Here is a 24896-nt window from a genome sequence, read left to right as displayed (position 1 = left end):
GTAAATTTCATGTCTTAATTTTTTTTAGTGAGCTTTTATACTGGATTTGTAAGAAAAAAGAAGGAGAGGATCACATATGTCGGATTGGTTGGATATTGCAGGAAAAGTAGTAATTGTAACTGGAGGTTCCTCAGGAATTGGAAGAAGTATCGTCGAAAATTTGTTGAAGCAGAATGCACAAGTAGCGAATTTTGATGTAACTGAATGCCGTATACAGCATGAAAACCTACTATCTTTAAAAGTCGATGTGTCTTCTAAAACGGACATAGAAGAAGGGATATATAAAGTAATGAAACATTTCAAGACGATCGATGGTCTAGTCAATAATGTAGGAATAAATATTCCTTCTCTTCTAATAGATAGAAATCATCCAAAAAGCAAGTATGAATTATCAGAACAAGTTTTTGATAAGATGATCGCTGTCAATCAAAAAAGTGTATATTTGATGAGCCAAGCAGTTGGAAGAATCTTGGTGCAAAAGGGATCAGGAGTGATCGTAAATCTTTCTTCTGAATCAGGATTGGAAGGATCAGAAGGACAGAGCTGTTATGCTGCTACAAAAGCAGCGATGAACAGTTTTACTCGTTCTTGGGCAAAAGAGTTAGGAAAGAGGAATGTTCGTGTGGTAGGTGTTGCACCAGGGATACTGGAAGAAACCGGTTTGAGAACACAAGAATATGAAGAAGCTCTTTCTTATACGAGAGGTATAAGCGTCGAACAGCTGAGAAACGGTTACAGTCGAACAAGTACGATCCCTCTAGGAAGGAGTGGTAAGCTGCAAGAAGTGGCGGATCTAGTCTGCTATTATCTTTCAGAAAGATCAAGTTATATCACTGGGGTCACGACTAATATTTCAGGAGGTAAAACAAGAGGATAAAGGATAGGGGGGACGCACGTGACGCTAGTAAACAGATGGTACCAATTATTGAAATTACTAGTCACTCACAAGAAAGTTTCAATCCAGGAAGTGCAAAAAGAAATCAAAACCAGTAATCAAACCATAAAAAAAGATATTGGGGAGTTGAATGAAGAAATTGCCGGTATTGCAAAAATCATCCAAAAAAACAAACATTTTGAACTTGAAATTTATGATTTTGATTTTTTTGATGAGATCATGCAAGGAAAATTGAAAACAGCCAGTGATTTCAATTCGGCATCCAAAAGAATCGCTTATTTACTAAATAGGCTGATCGAAACAGAGGATTTCTTACGTATGGATGATTTGTCTGAAGAAGTCGGTGTCAGCAGAGGAACAGTGGTCAAGGATCTAAAGACATTAAAAGAGATGATCAATGATTTTGATGTAAAGATTACAGGCACACCAAATAAAGGACTAAGAATAATAGGAGATGAGCTAGAATTACGACTACTTTTATTTTATTTTGTTTCTCCCTACTTTTCAGAGACGAAAACAGAACAGTTTCTAGAAGAAAAACAAGCAATCAAACATTTTCAGAAGAAGACGAATGCTAGTAAACAAGAAATCACCCTTTTGACGAAAGTTATCGGTATTTCTTTGAATAGAATCTCTAGTAACTATCTGTTGAAGAAGCCCATCAATCGTTACAGTGGGTGTTTTGAATATATCCAAGAATTCAATGAACTGATCAATCGGTTGGAAGAAATCTATGAACTAACTTTGAGCCAATATGAAAAAGATTTTATCAGTTTTCCTTTGAACATCATCAACACAAGTATAACGATGATAAGAAAAGCTAACTCTGATTTGCGCTTATATTTCGACCCCATGATGATGCGTATTCGACGATTAGATCTCATTGATCTGGATGAGTCCTTCTTATATCAAGAGATGAAACAGCACCTCTCTTTATTGATAAATCGGGTAATTTTTCGTTATCGATTGACTGATTTATTTTATGGTGAGATAGAAAAAAAGTATCCTTTTTCTTACCAAATCGCTAGCGAATGCATACAAGCATTAGAAGCTATCTTGCAACATACGATCTCTAAAGTAGAGATCAGCTACCTAACGTTGTATTTGGAGTTAGCATTTCGATATCAAAAAGAGCATTTTTCCTCTAAAAAAGTAGCCATTGTTCATACGACAGGAAAAGGAACAGCATTAATGATCCAAAGACAAATCAAAAGGATATTGGGGACGGATATACAAATAACACATGTTTCAGAAGAACAATATGAAAAAGTAGATCTAAACAAATATTTCGCTGTTTTTACAACGATTCCGTTAAAAAATGTAAATGAAGAGACACCGGTGATCCATTTGACTAATCTTTTCGATGACTCTTGGTTAAGGGCACAATGGCAAAAAGCAAAAAAAAAGCGATTAGCCGGGTTTCATTCTACTGTTTTTTTCTATCAAATATGGAAAGAAAAAAAGACGTATCAAGAATATTTAAACAAATTAATCGCTCCTTTGATCAGAGGCTATTATGTGGATGAAGAATTTGAAAAAAGGATCTTGAAAAGAGAATCTCAGCAAAGCACATTTGTTAACAAAGAATTTTCTTTTCCTCACACAACCAACCAGCTATCTCAACACATTGTTTTATCAGTAGGGCTAATAACTGATCAAGGTTTAGCAGAAACAGGAGGAAATGGAGTTATTTTTTTATTTGCCATACCTGAAGAAATGACGGCTGAAGTTGAGAATGAATTATTTGAGCTATACGATATCCTATTTGAACTCATAAAAATGGGAATAGATGAGTTTATTGAATTAGCACCGACACAAGAATCATTTTTAAAACTAATCAAAAGTAAAGGAGAGAGACTTCATGAATGATATGTATCTATTCATAGTTTTCGCAGCTTCAGCTTATGTGATGCAAGCAGTTATCGGTTGGAAGCAACTAAAGCATTTCAATCAAACATATAGCGAACTGCGAAGAAAAGGAAAAGTAGCGATTGGTAAACGACCTGGGAAAATCCGTTCAGGCACGATTGTTATGCTAGCTATAGACGATCATGATCAAGTTTTAGAAGTCAGAAAAATGCAAGGGGTTACATCTTTGGCGAAATTTCATTCATTACCTGTCTATGCGGGTGAAGATATCCATTACATCGATCGTTACCATCCCTCAGTTCGAGCGGAAGATCGTTTGACACAAGTAGCTTTAGAAAATGCCAGAGAAGTATACTTACGAATAGAGGCAGGAAATGAAAAAAGTGAACAACCTTCATTGCCTTTTATTGCTATGCTCAATAATTTTCGGATATGGAAAAGTACGATCAAAGAAAAAAGGAGTGACAAACGATGGATATCATAACAAAATTTGCTGAGGGATTTATGAGGCTGTTCCAAACAGGTGCAGAAACATTCATAAGCTGGATGACAGGAATCGTACCAGTTGTCTTGATGCTGATGGTTGCAATGAATACGCTGATTGCTTTTTTAGGTGAAGACCGAGTAACGAAAGTAGCCAAATTATCAGCGAAAAATCCGCTTACTCGTTACCTTGTGTTACCGTTCTTATCTGCTTTTATGTTGGGAAATCCTATGTCATTTACAATGGCTCGTTTCCTTCCAGAATACTACAAACCAAGCTATTATGCTGCTCAAGCTCAATTTTGTCATACGAGCAATGGTGTATTCCCCCATATTAATCCTGGAGAATTGTTTGTATGGATGGGGATTGCTCAAGGGATCGAAACCTTAGGGCTAAATTCGATGGAGCTGGCTATCCGATACTTGCTTGTGGGACTGCTGATGAACTTTATTGGTGGTTGGATAACTGATTTTACTACTGGATTTGTATGCAGACAGCAAGGAATCGTTCTTAGCAAAAAAGTAGAGCTTTCAGTTGATTAGAGAAAGGAGAGTTTTAAATGTATAGTGATATCAAGATCGTAAAAGGAAACGGCGGGTATGGAGGTCCTTTGATTATTAGGCCGACAAAAGATAAACACAAGTTCATCTATGTCACAGGTGGAGGTGAGAGGCCAATGATCGTAGATAAAATAGAAGAACTGACAGGTATGGAGTCTATCAATGGATTCAAAACATCAATACCTGATAGTGAAATTGCGCTTGCAATCGTTGACTGTGGAGGGACTCTTAGATGTGGAATTTATCCTAAAAAAGGGATACCAACCATCAATATCGTTCCCACAGGAAAAAGTGGCCCATTAGCACAATATATCACTGAAGATATTTATGTTTCAGCAGTAGGATTAGAACAAATACAGCCACTAATGGAAACTGATGATAACAAAGAAACAGTAAATACTGCATCTCCAGATAAAAAGTACAAATATGATACTTCTAAAAAGATAACCGAGCAAAAAGCAGAGCAGCAAAACTGGATAGCAAAAATTGGAATGGGCGCGGGAAAAGTAGTTGCTACATTCAATCAATCAGCAAGAGAAGCAGTAGATACGATGATCCGGACAGTAATCCCTTTTATGGCTTTCGTTTCCCTTTTGATTGGTGTGATACAAGGTTCTGGGATCGGTAATGTATTTGCTAACATTATGGCACCTTTAGCAGGAAATGCAGTTGGATTAACAATCATTGGATTTATTTGTTCACTGCCATTTTTATCTCCTTTGCTTGGTCCAGGGGCAGTTATTAGCCAAGTGATTGGAACATTGATCGGTGTAGAGATTGGGAAAGGAAATATTCCTCCCCAATTAGCATTACCGGCACTATTTGCTATCAATACTCAAAATGCATGTGATTTTATTCCAGTCGGTCTAGGTTTGGAAGAAGCAAAAGCTGAGACAGTAGAAGTAGGTGTACCATCAGTTCTTTATTCAAGATTTCTTAACGGCATCCCACGAGTTATCATTGCTTGGGTAGCAAGTTTTGGATTATATAGCTGAGTTTAGGAGGAACAGAGATGACGATCTTTGAAACGGTTGTAACAGATGTTGGTATAGAAGTAGAAGTATTCAGGAAAGAAAAAATAATGATTTTATTTGGAGATGAAGCACCGGAAACATTAACAGATTATTGTTATAAGATTGAATTGAATCAGGTAAGAAAAGAAATAACTTGTGATATGAAGCTCTGCTTTGATAAACAAATGTATGTAATCACAGCAGTAGGAGATGTTGTCCAAACTAATTTGAATGAATTAGGACATATCACGATAAAATTTGATGGATCTCATGAGCCGGAACTTCCAGGAACAATGTATGTAGAAGATAAGGAAATGCCGCATTTAAGAAAGGGGACAATCATTAAAATCGATCAAGAGGATCAGAATGGGGGAAAGCTATATGGAAATCATGCTTGATACAGCAAATACAAAAAGTATTTATTCTTGTCAACAGTTTTTGAATTTAACAGGCGTAACAACAAATCCTACTATTCTGAAAAAAGAAGGAGTGTCAAACTTCTTCTCGCATATGAAAGAAATCAAAAAAATAATCGGACAGATTCCCATCCATATTCAGACAATAGGAAGAACGGAAGAAGAAATGATAGAGGATGCTCGAGTTATCATAGAAGAACTGGGAAAAGATACGTTTATCAAGGTGCCGGTGAATCAAGCAGGCCTTCAAGCAATCAAAAAGTTGAAAAAAGAAGGTTATTTGATTACCGGTACAGCTATTTACACAGAATTACAAGGGTATTTAGCTATTAATAATGGAGCAGATTATATTGCACCTTATTATAACAGGATGCAAAATCAAGGCATTGATGCTATGAAAGTGATTGATTCGTTGCGGACTGAGATCGAACGTACGCAAAGTCCAACAAAAATATTAGCAGCTAGTTTCAAAAATTGTGAACAAGTCACTACAGCCATTCGATCTGGAGCTCATGCGATAACGTTAGGTAAAGAGCTACTAGATCAAGTATTAGAGATGCCCTCGATTGATAAAGCAGTGAGGGGCTTCCAAGAAGATTGGGTGCAAACTTTCCAAGCAGAAACGATTGGTGAACTAAAAAAGGTCGCTGATTACTTCTGAATCAATTTCTCCATAAAATAAACGATAGCCTTCTCGAAAACTCGAGAAGGCTATCTGACGATTCAATATTCATTAATTTAAAGTTTGGGTGACTATTACTAACTATTACTTATTTCTCATTTAAACGATGTATTCCCTAACCTCTAATACATCCTTGTAACTCTGAAGTTACGCCAGTTTTGAATAAATTTCATAAAAACAAATGAAAAGTGTCGCATAAAAATATCTTTCGTGTTTCTCTAGTATAACAGAATAAGAAGAAAAAGTCCATAAGGGATATTTTTAGTCTTTTTTAAATAACTTTTCAGTCGAGTTTGAGTTTATGATAGTTGTTTTTGAAGCGATACGGCAAGTGAAAAAATAGGGGAGCATGAAAGAATCTACTTAATGGCGCATTGATTCATGTGATAGAAATAAAAAACTTTTTTAAATTTATATCCTCATGATTGTAACAAATAAAAAAAGACCCCAATGAAGTTGTGGCAAAAGTGGTTTGCCTCAAAAATAAGAAGGAATTTCCAAAAATCACTTCTCAAATTTTGCCACATCCCCAATTGGGTCAAATTTGTTTATTTGAATATATTTTTTACATAAGGATCTTTAATAGTTACATTGTCTTTTTTCATCACTTTACGGATTGTTTTGTCCATGAATTCCGTATCAAGAGTTTTTGTTTCCGTGGCGATTTTTTCTAGCTCTGATTTGTATTTATCTTTATTAGAACCTTTATCCTGTTTTTTTACCATTTTTACTAGATAATAGCTTTGCTGATAAGTCGTTGGATCTGTTACAGGAATGATATCAGAAACTTCCCCGTTGTTTAATTGAAATGCTGCTTTTTTTACTTCAGTAGGAATCCCTGGATTGGTTGAATCAAAATTCATTTTTCCATCAGTTTCCTTTAGTGTTTTATTTTTTCCATAAGCTTGAACAAGCTTGGAGAAATTTTCCCCTTCGTTTGCTTCTTTTTTTGCTTTATCTGCTTCTTCTTTAGTCGAAAATGGGATGATCTGTGTACTAACTTCTGGATGGAATTCTTTCCAAGCAGTGTCTAGATCTTTATCTGTTAATTTTACATTGGCTTTCAAACCGTATTGGAAAGCCAGCATCTGTTTAAAGAGTTTCTTATATGTCTCTTCTGTTTGGCCAACTGCTTTTAATTGTTCCTTGTAGTTTGGACCAAGTTTTTTGATTTGTTCATTATATTCTTTTATTACTTCCTTTGAAGAAATCTCTTTTCCGTATACATCATCAAATGCTTTGAAGACAATCATTTTTTTTAATAGTGTTTGATTGTTTGATTTAACTTTTGGGTTATCATAAAAATCCTGAACTGTAAGTGTTCCACCTTTAAACGTTGCAATTGTTTCATTGGACTTGCGACAACCTGAGAATAGCAAAATAGCAAATGCTGAAAGGCACATAATCAGTAGTTGTTTTTTCAAAAAATTTCCCATCCTTTCCTTATTAAAGACAGTCTAACAGAAGAACCAGGCAGACAGTCTTTCATTTTCGTAAGGTTGCTGTAGATATTCTTAGTTCGTAAAAATCTATTCTCTCTATGATGGAGAACATTTACATAGTTTTCACGAGACAAGAAAGAAAAGGGTTGTTAAACTTAATATAAAGGAGGGATGAAAGATGATCAGGATTATTCGGTTGATTGGATCTGTTTTAATAGTCTTAGTTGGTTTTGTTTTAGGAATTCTTGTCAATAATGCACTTGCGGATATGTTTATTGGAAATAGTGAATGGATTGGAGCAATTGCCGGTACGGTCGGACATTTAGCTGTTTTTTTACTAGCTTTATTTCTTGCTAGTAAGGTCGAAGGAAAAAGAATAGAAGATTATGGTGTTTCTGTTCGAGGAAAAGACTGGGGGTATTTAGCGGGAGGTCTCGTTGTTGGAATTGGAGTGTTTCTGCTTATTACTAGTCCATTATATTTGACGGGTGCGTATCGGTTAGATTCAGGAAACGCAAACATTGTGCCGCTGATAACGAGTTTTATTTTATTTATTGCAGTGGGGGGCATCAGAAGAGCTTTTATTCCGTGGCTTTTTTCAGCATCAGATGCTTAGATTTGGTCCGTTAATAGCAATGATTGGATCTGCTGTATTATTTGCTCTTTTGCACGGATTGAATCCTAACATGACATTTCTGGCAGTTTTCAATATCTTTTTAGCAGGTTGCTTTTTCAGCGCACTTATCTACAGTACAGGAAGTTTATTTACGGCTATTGGTGCTCATATTACTTGGAATTGGACACAAGGAGCTATTTTGGGTATACCAGTCAGCGGAACGCAAGAACAAGGTTTTTTCTCCACTCTGATCCAATCGCAAAATACAATAATTACTGGGGGAAACTTTGGGGCTGAAGCATCTATATCGACTACATTATTCTTGTTAGTCTTGATTGTTGGTTTGTTACTCTATGCATATAAAACAAAGCGGATGAAGAAATACACTGCTGTTTATCAATAAAAGATGAAGAAAGCAAGGCTGATATCGGTCTTGCTTTTTTAAGTCTGTCATTGATTAAACGAAAAAGTAAACAAATTCAAGCGAATACACGACATCTTTTGTTAGATTTTCACAACTGACTGTCGTGTTCTCATCATTTTCATTTTATATAATTCCTTTATCAAATAGAAGGTAATTATATGGAGAGTGATAGAAATGAAGAAAACAGCGACCGTATTATTTGTTATTCTTGGGCTGAGTATAATTGCAGCAATGATTGGAATCAGTACTTCTGCAAATGAACGGGCAAATGAGAATCTTTCATTTACTGTGAAAACTGATCGGATTGTTTATGACATGACACAACAAGTCATTACTATTCCAGTACTATTCCAGTCAAACCAAACAAAAGCGTGAATGGTAGTGATGTACATGCTGTTCTAACATATGGTTGGGATGGTAATGGAAGTTCAGAAAAAGTTATTGGGGAAGTTTATTTAAAAGACGTACAATGGACCGCTGGTATTGAGTATACAATAATGATTTCTGCAGAACTATCGATTGATGAGATCAAGAGTAAAGATAAAGTTGATTTGATTGTTTTTTATAATGGACAGATGACGATTACGGAGAATTTGAAACCAATCAGTTGGACAGTTGTTGGACCGCCAAGCAGTACGGATAGCACAAGTAGTGAAAGCAGTACAGAAAACACGAGCGGTGAAAGCAGTACAGAGAGTACGAGCAGTGAAAGTAGCACAGAAAACACGAGCAGCGAAAGCAGTACGGAGAGTACGAGTAGTGAAAGTAGCACAGGAAGCACGAGCAGCGAAAGCAGTACGGAGAGTACGAGTAGTGAAAGTAGCACAGGAAGCATGAGTAGTGAGAGTAGCACAGGAAGCACGAGCAGCGAAAGCAGTACGGATAGCACGAGCAGTGAAAGTAGCACAGAAAACACGAGCAGCGAAAGCAGTACGGAGAGTACGAGTAGTGAAAGTAGCACAGGAAGCACGAGCAGCGAAAGCAGTACGGAGAGTACGAGTAGTGAAAGCAGTACGGAGAGTACGAGCAGTGAAAGCAGTACGGAGAGTACGAGCAGTGAAAGCAGCACAGAAAGTACGAGCAGTGAAAGTAGCACAGAAAACACGAGCAGTGAAAGTAGCACAGAAAACACGAGTAGTGAGAGTAGCACAGAAAACACGAGCAGCGAGAGTAGCACAGGAAGCACGAGCAGCGAAAGCAGTACAGATAGCACAAGTAGTGAAAGCAGTACAGAAAGTACGAGCAGTGAAAGTAGCACAGAAAACACGAGTAGTGAGAGTAGCACAGGAAGCACGAGCAGCGAAAGCAGTACAGATAGCACAAGTAGTGAAAGCAGTACAGAAAGTACGAGCAGTGAAAGTAGCACAGAAAACACGAGTAGTGAAAGTAGCACAGGAAGCACGAGCAGCGAAAGCAGTACGGATAGAACAAGTAGTGAAAGCAGCACAGGAAAAGTAAATAATGAACTTGATTTGGTACCTATCATACCAACTAAGGAACAAAAGAGAAATGCAGGGAGCAACCTAAAAAGTGTGCTAAAACAGCCTGATTTTGTTTCTCGTGGAATTGATCATCAAGAAAAAGCGAAAGAAACAGATAATAGAAAAAGCGATTTACCAGAAACTGGTAGTAGAACCTTGAACAAGCTAATTACATGGATGGGTGTGTTACTCATTTTGATTGTAGGAGCAAGCTATTTTCGTTCTCTCTTCCATCGAGTGAAATAAAGAATAAAAGCAACAGATCTAAAATTGAATAAAAAACGATAGATTTTTGAGTGAATATTTCATTCGAGAGTGCTGTATTGCCTGGCGAAGTTGTAGCTTTGCCAGGTCTATTTTTGTTTACTAACATATTTGAGAAACAGGAAATAACAGGAACACAAATGGAAAATAAGAGCAAGAATAATTGACAATGCACACTGCGCATGGTAGTATCTCTGAAAAATCAGTAACGAATCTATTTGTACGTTATTCATGTAGCTGTCGGAATAAGTCTAAATAATAGATAAAAAGGAGTATGTACTTTGTTTGAAGAATTTATTGATATCAATGAAAGGCAAGTATATCAATTTTTGAACTATTGTTATGAAAGAGACGAGAAATTATATGTGGTGAAGGATATCGCTTTAGATCTAAACTACACCCTGGCTAAGATGAATTCGGTGATTCAACAAGCAGAATCGTTTTGCGAAAGGTATCCAGAATATAAATTATCTTTTCTTTCAGAAAACAAGATGATAAAAGTCGAGTTTTCTTCTCAGTTTTTACTGAGTAAAGTTTATTCTATACTGATAGAGGGAACGATTGGTTATATTTTACTGGATTCACTTTACAAAGGTACTTATCAATCCTTAGAAAATCTTAGTCAAAAAAATTATATAAGTTTGCGTACGATTCAAAGAAAATTAAGAGAACTTAATACTATTTTGAAAAACTATCATTTATCTTGCAGCTTGAAAAAAGGTAATCCGATAGAAGGAGAAGAATACCGTATCCGATACTTTTTTCACTTGATGTATTGGCAGTCATTCGACGAAAATCATTCTGATATATTATCAAGTATAAAAAATAAACGTCAACTATTAGAAAAATTTGCGAAACATGCGCCATATACGCGTAGTATAGATAGAAAGAAATGGATCAGCCTACTAAGAATTTCGTTGCAACGAATGAAACAAGGCCACCCGATTACGTTTGTCCCAGAAGAGATGAACAAATTTGTGCATCCATTGATAACAAAAGAAGAGTTTACGCATTACATACTAGAGCCTTTTTTTGAAGCAAACTTCTGGTCGATGAACCACATCACTCCAACAGAGCAAGCTTACCTTTATTTTATGTTTGGTGTAATGAATACCTATTTGGAAGAAGACTTGTTGGATGCTCCAGATAAAGTACAAGAAAGTTGGGGGTGGATTGAATCGTCTATTGTAGAAAATTTTGAAAAAAACTTCAAGATTTGTTTTACAACTTCAGAAAAAAATTATCTATATGTCAATTTGGCAATGATCCATTTGTATTCAAGGGTTTTTGGGACAAAAAAGAAGGTGGATGCTTTCGGAAAAACAGCAGAGGACAGAGATTTTCAGCATATATTTCCAGTGATGTATCCAATCATGCAACAGTTTTTTAGTGGGGTAGCTCGCAGAATTCCAGAGCTTAATACTTATTATGAAAAGAACAGTCGATTGATTTTTCAATACTGTATGCTAGTCAGGGACATTTTTATAAAACACGAACAACCTGTCATATTCTATATTCAATCGAAGTACGGTAAAACTCAGGAATTATGGGCAAAGAAAAGGATATTATCTATGACTGAACGCCCAATAAAATATAGTGCATCCGCTGATCAGTTACCTGATATTGTCATTAGCGATTATCCTATCGACAAAAAGGCATATGATCAAACGAATACACAGATATTTTACTGGAATGGACAACCTACAAAAAATGATTGGGCGCGTCTGAAAGCTGAGATCATAAAAATCAGGAATGAGAAAAATAGATCCATATTGGAAAAATTGGATTTCGTTAATTAAGAACAGCAGATTTTTTATGCCAAGATCAAGACATCGCCAAAAGATTGTTTTCTTTAAAATCAACAAGATGACCAGAAAGCAAGAGTTCGTTGAGCTCTTGCTTTCTTTTAGTTTTAGGAAGGAACATCCTGATTTTATCTTCGCTAAATCCAGTCAAAAGTTTTGCAGGTTGGTCGTAGATAATCGGTTTTTTCAATAAAGAAGGGGATGTACGAATCTCAAGGTATAGTTCACTCAAACTGAGCTCGTCTATTCTGTGAACAAGATTTTTATAACTAATAGAATGAGTAGAGAGCATTTCGGTCACGCCGTTGTTTGTCAATTTTAGTAAGTGGATAAATTCATTTTTGGTTAGTGGTTGACGAATTAAGTTCTGTTCGATAAACGGTATATCATGGACGATAAGCCAACGTTTTGCGCGTCTTGAAGACGAGCAGCCAGAACCTGTATACAATTTAATCATCATACATTCCTCCAATAGCTAAGTATTTATGAAATAATAACATGAAGAAATAGTCGAAAAGTGCCATTTAGAGGTGTAAAATAAGAAAATGTTGTCACGTATAATGGAACTAGCTAGATAAGAAATACTATTAAATCAAGAAAAAAGAAAGAAGGCACAAGTATGTCAAACACAGCCGACGCAATAGTAGTGATCGATTTACAAAAAGGGGTATGTTTTGATTCTTCGCCGATACACGAATTAGAAACAGTGACAGCATTAGTGAATAAAAGAATCAAAACATACGAAACGATTGGAAAGCCAGTTATTTTCGTTCAACACGAAGATGATCAATTAGTACCAGGAACAAAACCATGGGAGCTATTGTCGGAATTATCTATTCCTGTACACAGTTATTTTGTGAGAAAAACCCATGCGAATTCATTTTATAAGACTAATTTGAGTGTTTTATTAACTGAATTGGACTGTCATTCGATCGAATTATGTGGGGCACAAGCAGAGTATTGTATAGATACGACTGTGAAGTTTGCTCATGGATTAGGATACCAGCTTATGATGTGTAGAGGAGCAACGACAACTTATGATAATCCTTTTATGAAAGCAAAGGAAACAATCGCTTTTTACGAGAAAATTTGGGATAAACGATTTCTGACATTTTTGGAGCAATAAGTTGTTTCTTCGTTTAAAAAAGCAGAATGGATACTGGTTTATCCATTCTGCTTTATTACGTAAAATGAGAAAATAATCCTGTTCTATTTTTATGGGATAAACCATTTATTTTTTGTATAAAAAATGTTTGCGTTTACATATAATTCTCCTAGAAACATAAAAAGGAGTGAATAGCTTGAGAACAAAACAAGTATTAAAGGGAGCGTTGGTCATCTTATTTGCTGTAAGTACAAGCGTCCCGCAATGGACAGTATATGGAGAGAGCATTTCTTCCGAATCGGAATCTCGGGAGGTAGAAACCACAGAAACTACTGATGCTGGAAATGAAACGAAATCGAGTACTTCACAAACAGAAACAAATACTGAAACAACGGCTGAGACATCTGTTACTAGCACAGATCAAGAAACGACCGCTACCGCAGATAACCAACAAACAGAAGAAGCAACAGCTACAAAAATGTCAAACGACGAATCCTCTTCTGCTAAAGTAAGTGACAAAGAGAATGGGACAGAAAATGATGATATCGGTAAAGGTGAAAATTTTAATGGTAAAGAATATTTGAATTACTTCGGTAAACAAGATGACAGAAATACTTAATGGACCAACAGAAGACATCAAGTCAAAATTAATAGAGTTATTAGTCACTGAGCTTGCTGTTAATGATTATGGTGTAGATAAAGAGATTATCAAACATCTGATTGCTACTTATCTATTGTACGATATCGCTTTTGCAAAAAACAGTGTGTTGATGTCGATGCTTGGAGGTACAGATGATGGGACAACGCCTACAGAAAACACAGGCTTCTATCCAAATACAAAACAACTTCATCAAACTGTACTAAACAAACAAGATGGCAAAATGATGGATGTATATGCATATTATGTCGATCAAGGTTCAGATAAAACAGTCATGATCCATGGCGGATTTCGAGGGAATTGGAATAACGGGATCGTTACAGAAGAATACAATGATTTTTATAAGACCGGGTATAATTTATTATTTGTTGATTCCAGAGCGACTGGTAATAGCGGAGGCGATTATGTGACCTATGGACAATATGAGTCAGATGACGTCCTTTACTGGATAAATCAAGAAGTTCGAGAGCGGCCATCTCAAAAGATTTTACTTTATGGTGGTTCGATGGGAGCAGCTACGATGATGTCTGTATTAGCGAAAGATATTCCTGTCAATGTCAAAGGAATTATTGAAAATTGCGGATTTGCATCAATTGATGAACAACTACGTTTTACGTACAGCCAGACAGTAGTCCCCGCACTACCGGATGCCATAAAAAATCAGTTAGACATCATTGGGGATCAAGAGCATGAAGATTTATTTATGGGCCTTTTGAAACAATACTATTTTGATCAGGAGATGCATTTGGATACAAAAGCTGCTCTACCTACGATTGGAATGTCAGATTCATTGCCTAAATTGATTATCCATGGAACAGCAGATGATGTAGTACCTGTGTCTAACGCGCAAAAATTATATGAGTTATCAGGAGGGTATAAAGATCTTTTATTAGTAGAAGGAGCAGGGCATGGAAAGGCACAGGAAGTTGACCATGCTGCCTACACGAAACATGTAACGGACTTTTTGAAAGTAGTGTTCCATGATCAGATAAACGTAAAGTATGTGGATGAAAACAATAAAAGTCTACTCAAAGACCAGGACGAAATCCAGCTTTACGGAGCTTATGGAGAGAATTATATGACAGAGCAAAAGACATTCGAAGGATACGAATTAGCAAATGTTGAAGGACCGACTGAAGGGGTTTTTAATGAGACGATACCAACTATTATTTACCATTACAAAAAAATCCCAGTAGCTCCACCAAAAAAGCAAGATCCGACAGAGAATGCAGACAATAGGGGAAAGAATGAACCTCGAGAGGATCAATCAAGTGATGATACGCAACCGATTCAGATGACAGTGAAAGTACAAAAAAAGACAGATGCAAAAAAAAGAATGTTGCCGAAAACTGGAGAAAAGAAACATTCGCTTCTCATTTATTCAGGTGGATTTTTATCTGTTAGCACGATTATCACATGGATTTGGCGAAGAAAGAGAGGGTAAATGAATGAAATGGTTCAAGCGAATAGTGATTGCAGTACCAGTTATCATCGTAGTTATTTTAGTCACTGTATTTTTGATTAATCAAATCACACCAAAGCCGATTAGCTTGCTTGTTAGAAAACAATTTGACACAAGTGAAAAAGAACAAGTATATGCCCGACCAGATGATTTCCAGCAAAAAATCGAACAAATCGATATAAAAAAAGAAATATCCTATCCTTCAAAATACAAAAATAATAATATGGATATCTACACACCGAAAGTGGAAAAGAAAAAGTTACCGATTCTTTTCTGGATGCATGGAGGCGCATATGTAGGAGGGGATAAAAATGATTGTCGTGATTATTTGGAATATCTATGTTCAGACACGCAGCAAATCATCGTAAATATAGATTATGAACGATCACCGGAAGCAAAACATCCTACACCAGTTATCCAATTGAACGAAGCCATTCAAGCAGCTAAAAAAGAGATAAAAGATCAAGCAGATTGGTCGAATATTTCGATTGGTGGAGATTCGGCAGGTGCACAAATTAGTGGAGAATATTTGTTAGCACTTCAAAATGAAGAAATTAAAAAAGCTGATCATCTTGATCCGACTTTGGAGAACAAGCAGATTACGAAGTTTATTTCTTTGTCTGGTCTGTTGGATCCTTCTGCATTTACTCAAGTAAGTGATAAAATCTCTAGCTTTCTTTATGAAAAATGTGGATGGGCTTACTTTGATAATAAGGACTTTGAACAATCAGAGAAGGTCAAAAGTTTAGCCTTGGTCAGACATGCGGATCGTTGGACGCAAAACACATTCTTAACGGATGGAAATACAAATACGTTTACGAAACAAATGGAAGAAGTAACTTCTGTATTTGAGAAAGCGGGGGTGAAAGTCACAAAAGTAGATTATGCGGAGAAAAATGCTGTTTTGAACCATGAATATCAGTTTGATTTCAGCAATAAACAAGCGCAAGAAACATATCAAAAGTTAGTAATGTTTTTCAAGGAGTAAAGTCTTATGATGCAAAAGAGGTTGTAATCTGTCACTTAGCTCCAAGTCACAAGGAGCAATTTCAATAAACAAGCTTTTCATGGTTTATGAATATTGTAACTTGTGACTGAGGAGTTAGAGATGGCAAGGGGCACCTTTTATTCGAAATTTGGGAATATCACACGATTATTGTCACGATCTCTTTTACGTAAATTTTATAAGTCAGATTTGTTGTTTTGATCGTTTAAAAAAAGCAACAAATCCGAAGCCTGCGGAGGCAAGAAGGGACAAAAAGCCGAGTGGTAAGCAAAAGAATGCTGGTTCCACTAATATTCCGTTGTTATTGATATAAGGCTGGGAACAAAGATGAATAGCAAATAAAATCAATGCACTAGCGAAAAAAAGCAAAGAAATATGGATAGCTTTCATAAGCAGCACCTCCTTTTTTATAATTGTATGATAAATAGATTAAGAATCTATAAATGTGACAAGTTTGTTAGGATGTGAATAAAATGACCATCCAGCGAACTTGAAACAAAGATGGCTAATGATAAGCAATTAATGATTCAGCAATCAGATAGTTACAAAGTTTACCATCATACGTCTAGACCAATAATAGAAAATATGGGAATATAATAGAAAAGATTTAGGATACCCCCAAAAGAATTTCCCCAAAAATTCGATGTATCCTAAACTTTTTTATTTTACATCACAATCATATCAACTGTGAAATAAAATTACAAATGATAACCTAAAATGAGGCCAAAAGCCAGTGTTATCAAGGAAATACTTAATTTACCAAAATTTTTTTTAATTTTTTAGAAAATAAGAAACAAAAATAATAAAAAAAAGAAAAGATAAATTTTTTACTACTGTATACTAACTTTGTTATCGCATCTAACAAGTAACTCGAATAATACCAATACAACCTTCTCCAAAGATGCGATGACATACGTTCTAACCCACCGACTATTGATGTTCTGTACCACCCTTGCAGAACCAAAAAAGCCACTACCAAATATTTGGTAGTGGCTTTTTTTGTTTTATGGATTTTTCGCTTTTTCTGTTATGGTGCTATTCTTTGATTTCAGAAATAGTATGTCGAACTTTAGCGATAGAACGACGTGATTCTTTTTCGTTGTAAAACATCAAAATCACATATAGAGAGTCCAAAATGCTTAGTTGAGAAATACGGGAAGCTAAAGCTTCAGATCGGAATTCTGTTTCTTCAGAAATAGAAATAAAAACGACATCGCCAAGTTTAGCAAGGGAAGAATTAGCTTGGCTAGTAATAACGATTGTTTTTGCTCCAGTTTTTCTTACGGTTTCAGCAATATGGATTGTTTCTTTTGATTGCCCTGTGTGAGAAATCAAAACAGCACAGTCTTTTTCCGTCAATAAAGAAGCTTCCATCAATTGAATATGGTAATCCGTGCTGTGAGAAGTTGCGATAGGGGAACGCAAAAATTTATGATAAGCGTCAGTTGCTACAATCTCTGAACCGCCAACACCGAAAAAATAGACACGTTTAGATTCATTGATAATAGTAGCCGCTTTTTTTAGATCCTTTTGTTGTAACAACTTTTTTGTGTCATTTAAAGTTGAAATACTAGACTCGAACACCTTTTGCGCCATAGTGAGCTCAGTATCTGTTTTCTGAATATTTTCGTGGATAGAAATAGCAGATAGATCATTTTCTTGGATCAACATGGCCATTTTAAAATCTTTAAATCCATTATAACCAAGTTTTTTTGTAAATTGAAAAAAAGTAGAGTCAGCAATGCCCAGTTCACTTGCTAAATTGCTAATAGGACTATGACTTACTTTGCTTGGATTTTCTAAAATATAATCGGCGATAGCCTGTTCTTTTGGGCTGAAGTCGTTGTACATTGTTTTGATTTGTAGTCTTATGGAGACGCTCATGAGAATTCCTCCTTTTCATAATAAGATTATCATTTTTTCCGTTCTCATTAATGTTAAAGATACAAGGAGAGTAGGAAAAAATCAAACAAAAAATATTTTTGTAAAATCTATTTACAAAAAAATATTTTTTTGTATAATGAGGGTATAGAAATGGAGGCGCTATCATGGAAATTGGTGTAATTGGTTTGGGAAAAATGGGATTGAATTTAGCTTTAAACTTAAAAGAGCACCATCACAAAGTACAAGGACTCGACATTTCAAGTACAGCTGTTAGTCAGGCAAGAGAAAATGACATTCCTGCTTATCAAGAGATCTCTGAATTTCTAGCTACTTTTGAGCAGAAAAAAATCATCTGGTTAATGCTTCCTGCTGGAGAGATAACCGAAAACATGTTAAGAAAACTTTTTCCAAAACTCGGACCAGGAGACATTGTTATTGAAGGCGGAAACTCTTATTATAAAGATTCAATCCGTCGAGCAGAAGAGTTTCAGAAAAATGAAATCGGTTACTTGGATTGTGGGACTTCTGGAGGAATCGAAGGAGCACGACATCAAGCCTGCTTAATGATTGGAGGAGATAAAGAAACTTTTCTATCCGTGGAACAATTATTCAAAGATGTAGCAATCGAAAGAGGATATCTGTATGCTGGTGCATCCGGAAGCGGACACTTCTTGAAAATGATCCATAATGGAATCGAATATGGAATGATGCAAGCAATCGGTGAAGGATTCCAACTTGTACAAAAAAGTGAGTATGCTTTTGACTTGGAACAAGTCGCACGTGTTTGGAATCATGGTTCGGTGATTCGCGGCTGGCTGATGGAAATCATGGAAGATCAGTTAAACGAACATCCCAATTTAAGTAATTATCGGGGAATCGTTTCTGCATCAGGTGAAGCAAAATGGACGGTTGAAACAGCGCTAGAAATGGCTGTTCCAGTTCCAGTAATTGCAACTAGTTTGTTCATGAGGAATCTTTCACAGGAAGAAGATAGTTTTTCAGCAAAAGTAGTTTCAGCACTAAGAAATGGGTTTGGCGGACATGAAATAGTTGAAAAGGGTGAGTAAAATGCCAGATTATCATATAGCAATCGTTAATTCCAGCAGTTTCGGAAGAGTTTTTCCACACCACTTGGAAAGATTAAAGTCAGTTGGAGACGTTCATTTCTTTACTGTTGATCAAGAGATTCCAGGAAAAGAACTAGCGGAGTTACTTAAAGGATTCAATATCATTATTGCAAGTGTTACGCCATTTTTTCGACGAGATTTTTTTGAAAACAAAGATGAACTGCTATTGATTTCCCGACATGGTATTGGTTACAACAATATTGATTTAAAAGCAGCAAAAGAACACCAGACAATCGTATCTATCATACCTGCTTTAGTTGAACGAAATGCTGTAGCAGAAAATAATATAACTAATTTGTTGTCCATGCTTCGACGCACGACACAAGCACAAGCAAGAGTCAAGGACGATCGATGGGAAGATCGGGCGGAGTTCGTCGGTAGGACGCTGTTTAACAAAACAGTTGGTGTGATTGGTGCAGGAAATACCGGAAGCGGAGTAATCGAAATTTTGCGTAACGGTTTTCGCTGTGATGTTCTAGCTTATGATCCTTACAAATCAGATTTATACATCGAAAGCTTTGGTGCAAAAAAAGTAGAACTTCAAGAATTACTGGAACATTCAGATATCATTTGTTTATGTGCGAATTTGACAGAAGAGAACTATCACATGATTTCTGATAAAGAAGTCGATCAGATGAAAGAAAATGTTTATCTATCTAATAGTGCAAGAGGCGCTTTAGTTGATGAAGAAGCGATGATTAATGGTCTGAAAAGCGGAAAGATCGCAGGATATGCCACAGATGTTTTAGAAGAAGAACCGGGACGTCAAGATCATCCGTATTTAGCGTTTGAACAAGTAGTGATTACGCCACATATATCGGCCTACACAAGGGAATGTTTAGAAGCAATGGGTGAAAAATGTGTCAGAGATGTCGAACAGATCAGTCAGCACCTTCTTCCTGAACGTTCTGTCCAGACAAAGAGCAACTATATAAAAGGATGATGAAGAAAATGGTGAACGGTTTAAAAGTGAAAACAGGCCCTCAATTTTATTTATATGAAGAAGGTGGTATTTCAAAAGTTTCTGATCTCTTGAAATCATACGGCGCGAAAAGAGTACTGGTCACCCACGGAACGGTATCATGGGAAAAGGCGCTACCTAAATTAGTATTTTTGAATGACGAAACGATTCAATTTTTTTATCATCGTTATTCTGGAGAATGTAGTTATGCTGAAGCCAGACGAATAGCTACAATCATCAAAAAAAATGAAATCGATTTCGTAGTTGGCGTTGGCGGAGGAAAACTGACCGATCTAGTGGGTTATAGTGCCAATCTTGCAAGAATCGATTTCGGCGTCATCCCTACTTTAGCTAGTAATTGTGCTCCATGGACACCTCTTGCTGTCATGTATAAGGAGAATGGACAAGCAGAAGGGAAAACAGAACACTTTTACAGACAAGCTGCTTTTTTTATAACAGATCCCCAATTAGTGATTGATTCCCCTGTTCCATATTTCATTGCCGGGTTAGCAGATACACTAGCAAAATGGTATGAATCTGAGCTCATCTTAGAACAAGATTTTTTGCAAGATGAATCATTTTTGAAGCTAGCACAAGATACTGCGAAGATCTGCAAAGAAGAGATTTTGAATCATTCTGCTAAAGCAATCCAAGATATGGCACAAAGAAAACTGACATCGGAGTTCAAACAGCTTTCAGAGATTATCTTTGCTGTTGCTGGTTTAGTTGGAGGATTAGGAGATAAATACGCAAGAAATGCGGCAGCACATGCTATGCATGACGCTATCAGTAAATATATTCCGGAAAGCCATCGTTTTCTACATGGAGAAAAAGTAGCGTATGGGATTTTCTATCAACTGGCACTAGAAGGTCGCTGGGAAAAAATAGACGAGTTATATCCTTTGTATCGGGAATTAGAACTGCCGGTTTCTCTAGAACAAATGGGATTATTTCCGAAAGATAAACAGATAATAGATAAAATGGCTGAATTTATTGATTCGAAAGAGAAAGTGCATTTGATTCCTATAGAGGTAACACAGAAATCACTGATACAGTCAATGATGGAACTGGAAGGTTATATCAGAAAGATCTGAAGGAGGAGGACACATGGAAACATTAAGTGTAGTACAAAGTTTGTTGATTGCTTTATGGGTAGCCGCGGTTATGTCCCGCTGGTTAGGTGGAGGAGCCACGTTGACCTTACGTTTTTCTCCTTTGATGACTGGATTAGTCGTCGGGTTGATCATGGGGGAAGTTGCACAAGCGATGATTGTTACAGCCGCTTTGCAAATGATTTATATGGGGGTTTTTTCTCCAGGAGGATCAATGCCAGCTGAACCATCTATTGCAGCAGCTATCGCAGTACCAGTCGCATTATTAGGGGATCTGTCGCCAGAAGCAGCGATTGCCGTTGCGGTGCCAGTCGGATTGCTCGGAAGTTACTTGTATCAGTTTCGTTTTTTCATCAATACTTTTTTAGGTAAATATACAGACAAAGCTGTAGAAGATTTGAATACAAAAGCTATGGCCCGATCAATTATTCTTTATCCAACGGTTGCCTCATTTTTATTATTCGTTCCGCTTGTTTTCATTGCTTTATATTTAGGGGCGCCATTGATCGCTGATGTAATCAAAGCTTTAGAGGGAACAGTCATTATCCACATTCTTGAAGTAGTAGGTGGAGGGTTAGCGGCAATCGGTATCGCGACAACTGTATACGTTATCGGTCGAAAAGATTATCTGGTCTTTTTCTTCCTTGCTTATTTTATGAGTGTTGTTTTGAAATCTTTAGATATTACGATGGTTACTTATGCCATTTTTGGGATTATTATCGCTTTGATCTTTGTCCAGTCGCAAAAAGGGAAACAAGTACAGCCTGCCACAAGCAATAACAATTCAGCATCTTTTGATGACGAAGATGACTATGATGACGGATTTTAATTTAGGAGGAATGGGAAATGGCTGAAATAATGGATAATCAAACAGGTGCTCCTGAAGAAATCACGAAAAAAGATGTAACAAAAGCCTATCTGAGATGGCATTTTGCAAACGAAATTCCTCACTCTTTTGAACGTTACTTGGCGCCATCACTACTATACGGAATGATGCCAATCTTGAAAAAACTTTATAAAGATGAAGACTCTTTAAAAGCAGCATATAAACGGCAGTTACTGTTCTTCAACACTCAATTAAGCTGGGGTGGCGGTGTGATTACTGGCCTAATGTCTTCTATGGAACAGCAAAGAGCAGAAGAAGAGTATGAAGAAAAAGAGATCTTGATGCAGGATGACTTGATGTATAACACGAAAGCGGGATTGATGGGGGCACTAGCAGGAATCGGAGATGCAATCGATTCAGGAACCGTCCAATATATTTTTATCGCAATCGCGGTACCTTGGGCACAACAGGGAAGTCCTTTAGGCGCACTTTTTCCTTTTATCTGCTTTGGGTTGTATCAGGTTTTACTAGGGGTATTTTTCGCAAGACAAGCTTTCACTATGGGCCGTAATGCTACAGGCCTAATGCAAAACACTGGTGTTCAGACAGCGATTGAAATGCTATCAGTTTTAGGGTTGTTTATGATGGGGGTGCTTGCGGGAAACTATGTAAAAGTAGAATCTTCATTGAAATTTGCGATATCCGGACGTGAGTTTGTTATCCAGGAAATTCTTGATCAAATCGTGCCAGGGATATTACCTTTAGCTGTCGTAATGGGTGTGTACTTGTTCTATACGAAAAAAGGATTGAAAGTCACACAAGCATTATTATGGCTGACTGGAATATTAATTGTGCTAGCAGGAATCGGTATTTTATAAAAAGAAGGGAACGTGAATAAGATGGGTGTAGTCAATTTAGCGCGTGTGGATGAGCGTTTGATCCATGGGCAAGTAATGGTAACGTTATCTCAAAAAAGTGGAGTGAATTCCATTTTTGTTGTAGACGAAGTTGTAGCAAAAGATAAATTTATGAGAGATCTTTACAAAAATGCAGGAAGCCGTACAGGACAAAAAACAATTGTCATTACACCAGAGAAAGCTAAATTCTATTGGGATGAATATCAATTTAAAGAATACAATTGTATTTTGATCGCAAAAACAGTCCAAACGATTTACGACTTAGTAAAACACGGAATCCCCATGGAAGAATTGAATATTGGAGGGATTGCTCAAAAAAATCCTGAGACAGATCTTTTAGTGACGAAATCTGTTTATTTAAATAAATCAGATGCTGAAAAATTGAAAGAAATGAATGAACAATATGGCGTAAAGAATATTTATTTTCAAGCCACTCCATCTGCACCTAAAACAGGATTAAAAGATGTATTGAACAAGTTTGATTTGTCATAAACAAATGCTTAGAAAAAAGATAAAGAGGGCGAAAAAATGAAGAAGAACGAGATGTTTCGTGATTGGGAATTTCGTTATCGCTATATTTACCGTAAGCGCCGTACAAAAAAGAGTAAACAGCGTTTTCTTTCAGCATTAGTATCAGATATTTACAGTATGAGAACAGATGTGACAGTCATTGCTTACGATACGCTAGCCTACCGATCAAAAAATATTTATGTTGGAGATATCGAAAAAGCAGAGAAAGTTATCTGTACTTATTACGATACACCCGTTCATGCATTAGGAAGTTATTTCATGTTTGATTGGAAAGACCAAAGGAAAAAAACAATCTACTCTATATTATTGTCCTTCATTTTGTTGTTCAGTTTAGGTTGGTGGGGAATGATGATATATAACAAAAATCCTCATCACGTATTCGATCTGCTATCCGTACAAACAGGTATCACTGTACTAGCATTTGGGAGCTACTTTTTCTTATTGGGAAAAGCAGCTCGCGGATGGCCTAGCAGACAAACTTTTATTCGAAATACTTCATCTATATTAACGATGCTAGAAATGATCCGTACGATTGATGATCCGAGTGTAGCGTATGCGTTTGTTGATGAAGGCTGTTATGGAGAAAAGGGCTTAGACAGCGTGAGATCGGGTATGAAAAAAGAGGCTATTCTTTTTTATCTAGACTCTGTTGGGGCAGATACACCGCTACAGTTTTCGGGAAATTATTTTTCAAATAAAGAACAGTGGCTGAAACAAGTTGATAAGTTGAAAGAAAAAAACGTCAATTATATTTTTAGTGCAAGAAAAAAGCAAGCGCAGTTCTTCTATTTGACCAAAACAGATTTACGAGGGAAAACATTTAATTGGCAAAATGCCAATCAGATTATTGCTCTTTTTCGATAAGTAAAAAGTGCAAAACAAGGAGTGAGAAGACTAATGTTGGAAATCATGATCGTTACACATGGTAAGTTGAGCGAAGGACTGAAAGATGCGGCGGAAGTAATTGTCGGGACATCGAGCCATATTGAAACAATGTGCTTAGAGTCTGGGGAGGACATCCAAACATTCGGAGAGAAGGTCAAAGAAAAATTAACTATGATCAACACAGCAGAACCCATGCTAATATTTGTTGATCTAATTAGCGCAAGTCCGTACAATCAAGCGCTCTTGGCAGTCAATGAACTGACTGAAGAAAAGAAAGCAGCCACTTATGTCATAGGGGGCGTGAATCTGCCAATGTTGTTAGAAGCAATCAATCATCAGATGCTTCACACACCGATAGAAGAAGCGGTGGAACAAATTGTCAAACAAGGAAAAGATAATTTAACTGTTTGGCATGCTTCAGCGGAAGAAAAAAATTTAGATGAGGACGATTTTTAGAAGGAAGGCTGAAAA

At 36.6% G+C, this 24896-nt stretch carries 22 protein-coding genes and 5 pseudogenes; 23 read left to right on the top strand and 4 right to left on the bottom strand.

All coding sequences use genetic code 11. The annotated features are described in order from the left end of the window. Nucleotides 1-76 precede the first annotated feature (76 nt). Genes IGL15_RS07740 through IGL15_RS07710 form a run of 7 tightly spaced genes read left to right on the top strand, consistent with a single transcriptional unit; the run spans nt 77 to nt 5898 of the window. A complete protein-coding gene (locus IGL15_RS07740) occupies nt 77-877 on the top strand; it encodes an SDR family oxidoreductase (RefSeq protein WP_104765634.1) in 801 nt (266 codons plus the stop codon). Between the two features lie 18 nt (nt 878-895). Beyond that, nucleotides 896-2764 (top strand): BglG family transcription antiterminator, encoded by a 1869-nt coding sequence (locus IGL15_RS07735; RefSeq protein ID WP_104765635.1) that lies wholly within the window; start codon nt 896-898, stop codon nt 2762-2764. Further along, complete coding sequence (locus IGL15_RS07730; protein WP_104765636.1) at nt 2757-3248, top strand: transcriptional regulator GutM; 492 nt, start codon at nt 2757-2759, stop codon at nt 3246-3248. Before IGL15_RS07735 ends, IGL15_RS07730 begins: the two co-directional genes overlap by 8 nt. Next, entirely contained in the window at nt 3236-3790 is a 555-nt protein-coding gene (gene srlA / locus IGL15_RS07725) for a PTS glucitol/sorbitol transporter subunit IIC (protein WP_002289423.1), read from the top strand. The genes IGL15_RS07730 and srlA overlap by 13 nt, the downstream gene beginning before the upstream one ends. 17 nt (nt 3791-3807) lie before the next feature. Further along, nucleotides 3808-4803 carry a PTS glucitol/sorbitol transporter subunit IIB gene (gene srlE / locus IGL15_RS07720; protein WP_002331718.1) on the top strand — a complete coding sequence of 332 codons (996 nt, stop codon included), beginning with the start codon at nt 3808-3810 and terminating at the stop codon, nt 4801-4803. A gap of 17 nt (nt 4804-4820) precedes the next feature. Further along, nucleotides 4821-5219, top strand: a complete 399-nt coding sequence (locus tag IGL15_RS07715) for a PTS glucitol/sorbitol transporter subunit IIA (protein WP_104765637.1) — start codon at nt 4821-4823, stop codon at nt 5217-5219. After that, complete coding sequence (locus IGL15_RS07710) at nt 5203-5898, top strand: fructose-6-phosphate aldolase (RefSeq protein WP_086300164.1); 696 nt, start codon at nt 5203-5205, stop codon at nt 5896-5898. Before IGL15_RS07715 ends, IGL15_RS07710 begins: the two co-directional genes overlap by 17 nt. A gap of 569 nt (nt 5899-6467) precedes the next feature. On the opposite strand, the gene IGL15_RS07705 is transcribed toward IGL15_RS07710, so the two are convergent. After that, nucleotides 6468-7355: a peptidyl-prolyl cis-trans isomerase gene (locus tag IGL15_RS07705; RefSeq protein WP_104765638.1), complete on the bottom strand. Its 888-nt coding sequence runs from the start codon at nt 7353-7355 to the stop codon at nt 6468-6470. Nucleotides 7356-7539: 184 nt separating this feature from the next. On the opposite strand from IGL15_RS07705, the pseudogene IGL15_RS07700 reads away from it, so the two are divergent. From IGL15_RS07700 to IGL15_RS07680, 5 genes and pseudogenes are all read left to right on the top strand, one after another. Beyond that, nucleotides 7540-8380: pseudogene (locus tag IGL15_RS07700) on the top strand (lysostaphin resistance A-like protein). 195 nt (nt 8381-8575) lie between these two features. Next, a pseudogene (gene sgrA / locus IGL15_RS07695) lies at nt 8576-9300 on the top strand (LPXTG-anchored fibrinogen/nidogen-binding adhesin SgrA); the annotation flags it as partial. Nucleotides 9301-9594: 294 nt separating this feature from the next. Beyond that, nucleotides 9595-10128: pseudogene (gene sgrA, locus IGL15_RS07690) on the top strand (LPXTG-anchored fibrinogen/nidogen-binding adhesin SgrA); the annotation flags it as partial. A gap of 428 nt (nt 10129-10556) precedes the next feature. Next, nucleotides 10557-10862: pseudogene (locus IGL15_RS07685) on the top strand (helix-turn-helix domain-containing protein); the annotation flags it as partial. Between the two features lie 54 nt (nt 10863-10916). After that, nucleotides 10917-11945, top strand: a complete 1029-nt coding sequence (locus tag IGL15_RS07680; protein WP_318654154.1) for a hypothetical protein — start codon at nt 10917-10919, stop codon at nt 11943-11945. 25 nt (nt 11946-11970) lie between these two features. On the opposite strand, the gene IGL15_RS07675 is transcribed toward IGL15_RS07680, so the two are convergent. Further along, on the bottom strand, nt 11971-12411 hold the full coding sequence (locus IGL15_RS07675) for a Spx/MgsR family RNA polymerase-binding regulatory protein (protein WP_086300056.1): 441 nt from the start codon (nt 12409-12411) through the stop codon (nt 11971-11973). A gap of 159 nt (nt 12412-12570) precedes the next feature. Between IGL15_RS07675 and IGL15_RS07670 the strand changes: the two genes are divergently transcribed. The 3 genes and pseudogenes from IGL15_RS07670 to IGL15_RS07660 all read left to right on the top strand — a co-directional run bounded on the left by IGL15_RS07670 (nt 12571) and on the right by IGL15_RS07660 (nt 16164). Continuing rightward, nucleotides 12571-13077, top strand: a complete 507-nt coding sequence (locus IGL15_RS07670) for a cysteine hydrolase family protein (protein WP_104858878.1) — start codon at nt 12571-12573, stop codon at nt 13075-13077. Nucleotides 13078-13243: 166 nt separating this feature from the next. Beyond that, nucleotides 13244-15158, top strand: a pseudogene (locus tag IGL15_RS07665) (alpha/beta fold hydrolase). A gap of 4 nt (nt 15159-15162) precedes the next feature. Continuing rightward, nucleotides 15163-16164 (top strand): alpha/beta hydrolase, encoded by a 1002-nt coding sequence (locus tag IGL15_RS07660; RefSeq protein ID WP_010728342.1) that lies wholly within the window; start codon nt 15163-15165, stop codon nt 16162-16164. A gap of 201 nt (nt 16165-16365) precedes the next feature. Here IGL15_RS07660 and IGL15_RS07655 read toward each other — a convergent pair whose 3' ends face one another. Together IGL15_RS07655 and IGL15_RS07650 are read right to left on the bottom strand one after the other, a co-directional pair. Next, nucleotides 16366-16572: a DUF3955 domain-containing protein gene (locus tag IGL15_RS07655; RefSeq protein ID WP_002296638.1), complete on the bottom strand. Its 207-nt coding sequence runs from the start codon at nt 16570-16572 to the stop codon at nt 16366-16368. A 645-nt stretch (nt 16573-17217) separates the two neighbouring features. After that, nucleotides 17218-18066, bottom strand: coding sequence for a MurR/RpiR family transcriptional regulator (locus tag IGL15_RS07650; RefSeq protein ID WP_002296639.1), 849 nt, complete (start codon nt 18064-18066; stop codon nt 17218-17220). A gap of 164 nt (nt 18067-18230) precedes the next feature. Here IGL15_RS07650 and gnd point away from each other — a divergent pair, with 164 nt between their 5' ends. From gnd to IGL15_RS07610, 8 genes are all read left to right on the top strand, one after another. Then, nucleotides 18231-19133: a phosphogluconate dehydrogenase (NAD(+)-dependent, decarboxylating) gene (gene gnd, locus IGL15_RS07645; protein ID WP_002331728.1), complete on the top strand. Its 903-nt coding sequence runs from the start codon at nt 18231-18233 to the stop codon at nt 19131-19133. A 1-nt stretch (nt 19134) separates the two neighbouring features. Next, nucleotides 19135-20136, top strand: coding sequence for a D-isomer specific 2-hydroxyacid dehydrogenase family protein (locus IGL15_RS07640; protein ID WP_010727733.1), 1002 nt, complete (start codon nt 19135-19137; stop codon nt 20134-20136). 8 nt (nt 20137-20144) lie between these two features. Further along, a complete protein-coding gene (locus IGL15_RS07635) occupies nt 20145-21248 on the top strand; it encodes an iron-containing alcohol dehydrogenase family protein (RefSeq protein WP_002300139.1) in 1104 nt (367 codons plus the stop codon). A 13-nt stretch (nt 21249-21261) separates the two neighbouring features. Then, the gene (locus IGL15_RS07630) at nt 21262-22095 is read left to right on the top strand and encodes a PTS mannose/fructose/sorbose/N-acetylgalactosamine transporter subunit IIC (protein WP_438767242.1); all 834 of its coding nucleotides are present in this window, start codon (nt 21262-21264) and stop codon (nt 22093-22095) included. A gap of 17 nt (nt 22096-22112) precedes the next feature. Next, complete coding sequence (locus IGL15_RS07625; RefSeq protein ID WP_002296647.1) at nt 22113-22970, top strand: PTS system mannose/fructose/sorbose family transporter subunit IID; 858 nt, start codon at nt 22113-22115, stop codon at nt 22968-22970. 21 nt (nt 22971-22991) lie between these two features. Next, on the top strand, nt 22992-23501 hold the full coding sequence (locus IGL15_RS07620; protein ID WP_047929406.1) for a PTS system mannose/fructose/N-acetylgalactosamine-transporter subunit IIB: 510 nt from the start codon (nt 22992-22994) through the stop codon (nt 23499-23501). Nucleotides 23502-24050: 549 nt separating this feature from the next. Continuing rightward, on the top strand, nt 24051-24404 hold the full coding sequence (locus IGL15_RS07615; protein ID WP_002321678.1) for a hypothetical protein: 354 nt from the start codon (nt 24051-24053) through the stop codon (nt 24402-24404). Nucleotides 24405-24437: 33 nt separating this feature from the next. Continuing rightward, nucleotides 24438-24881, top strand: a complete 444-nt coding sequence (locus tag IGL15_RS07610; protein WP_047929404.1) for a PTS sugar transporter subunit IIA — start codon at nt 24438-24440, stop codon at nt 24879-24881. Nucleotides 24882-24896: the final 15 nt, after the last annotated feature.

The organism is Enterococcus sp. DIV0436a, from assembly GCF_051711605.1.
GTDB lineage: Bacteria > Bacillota > Bacilli > Lactobacillales > Enterococcaceae > Enterococcus_B > Enterococcus_B faecium.
Note: the sequence above shows the minus strand (reverse complement) of the source record. Positions and strands in the feature narration are given on the sequence as shown.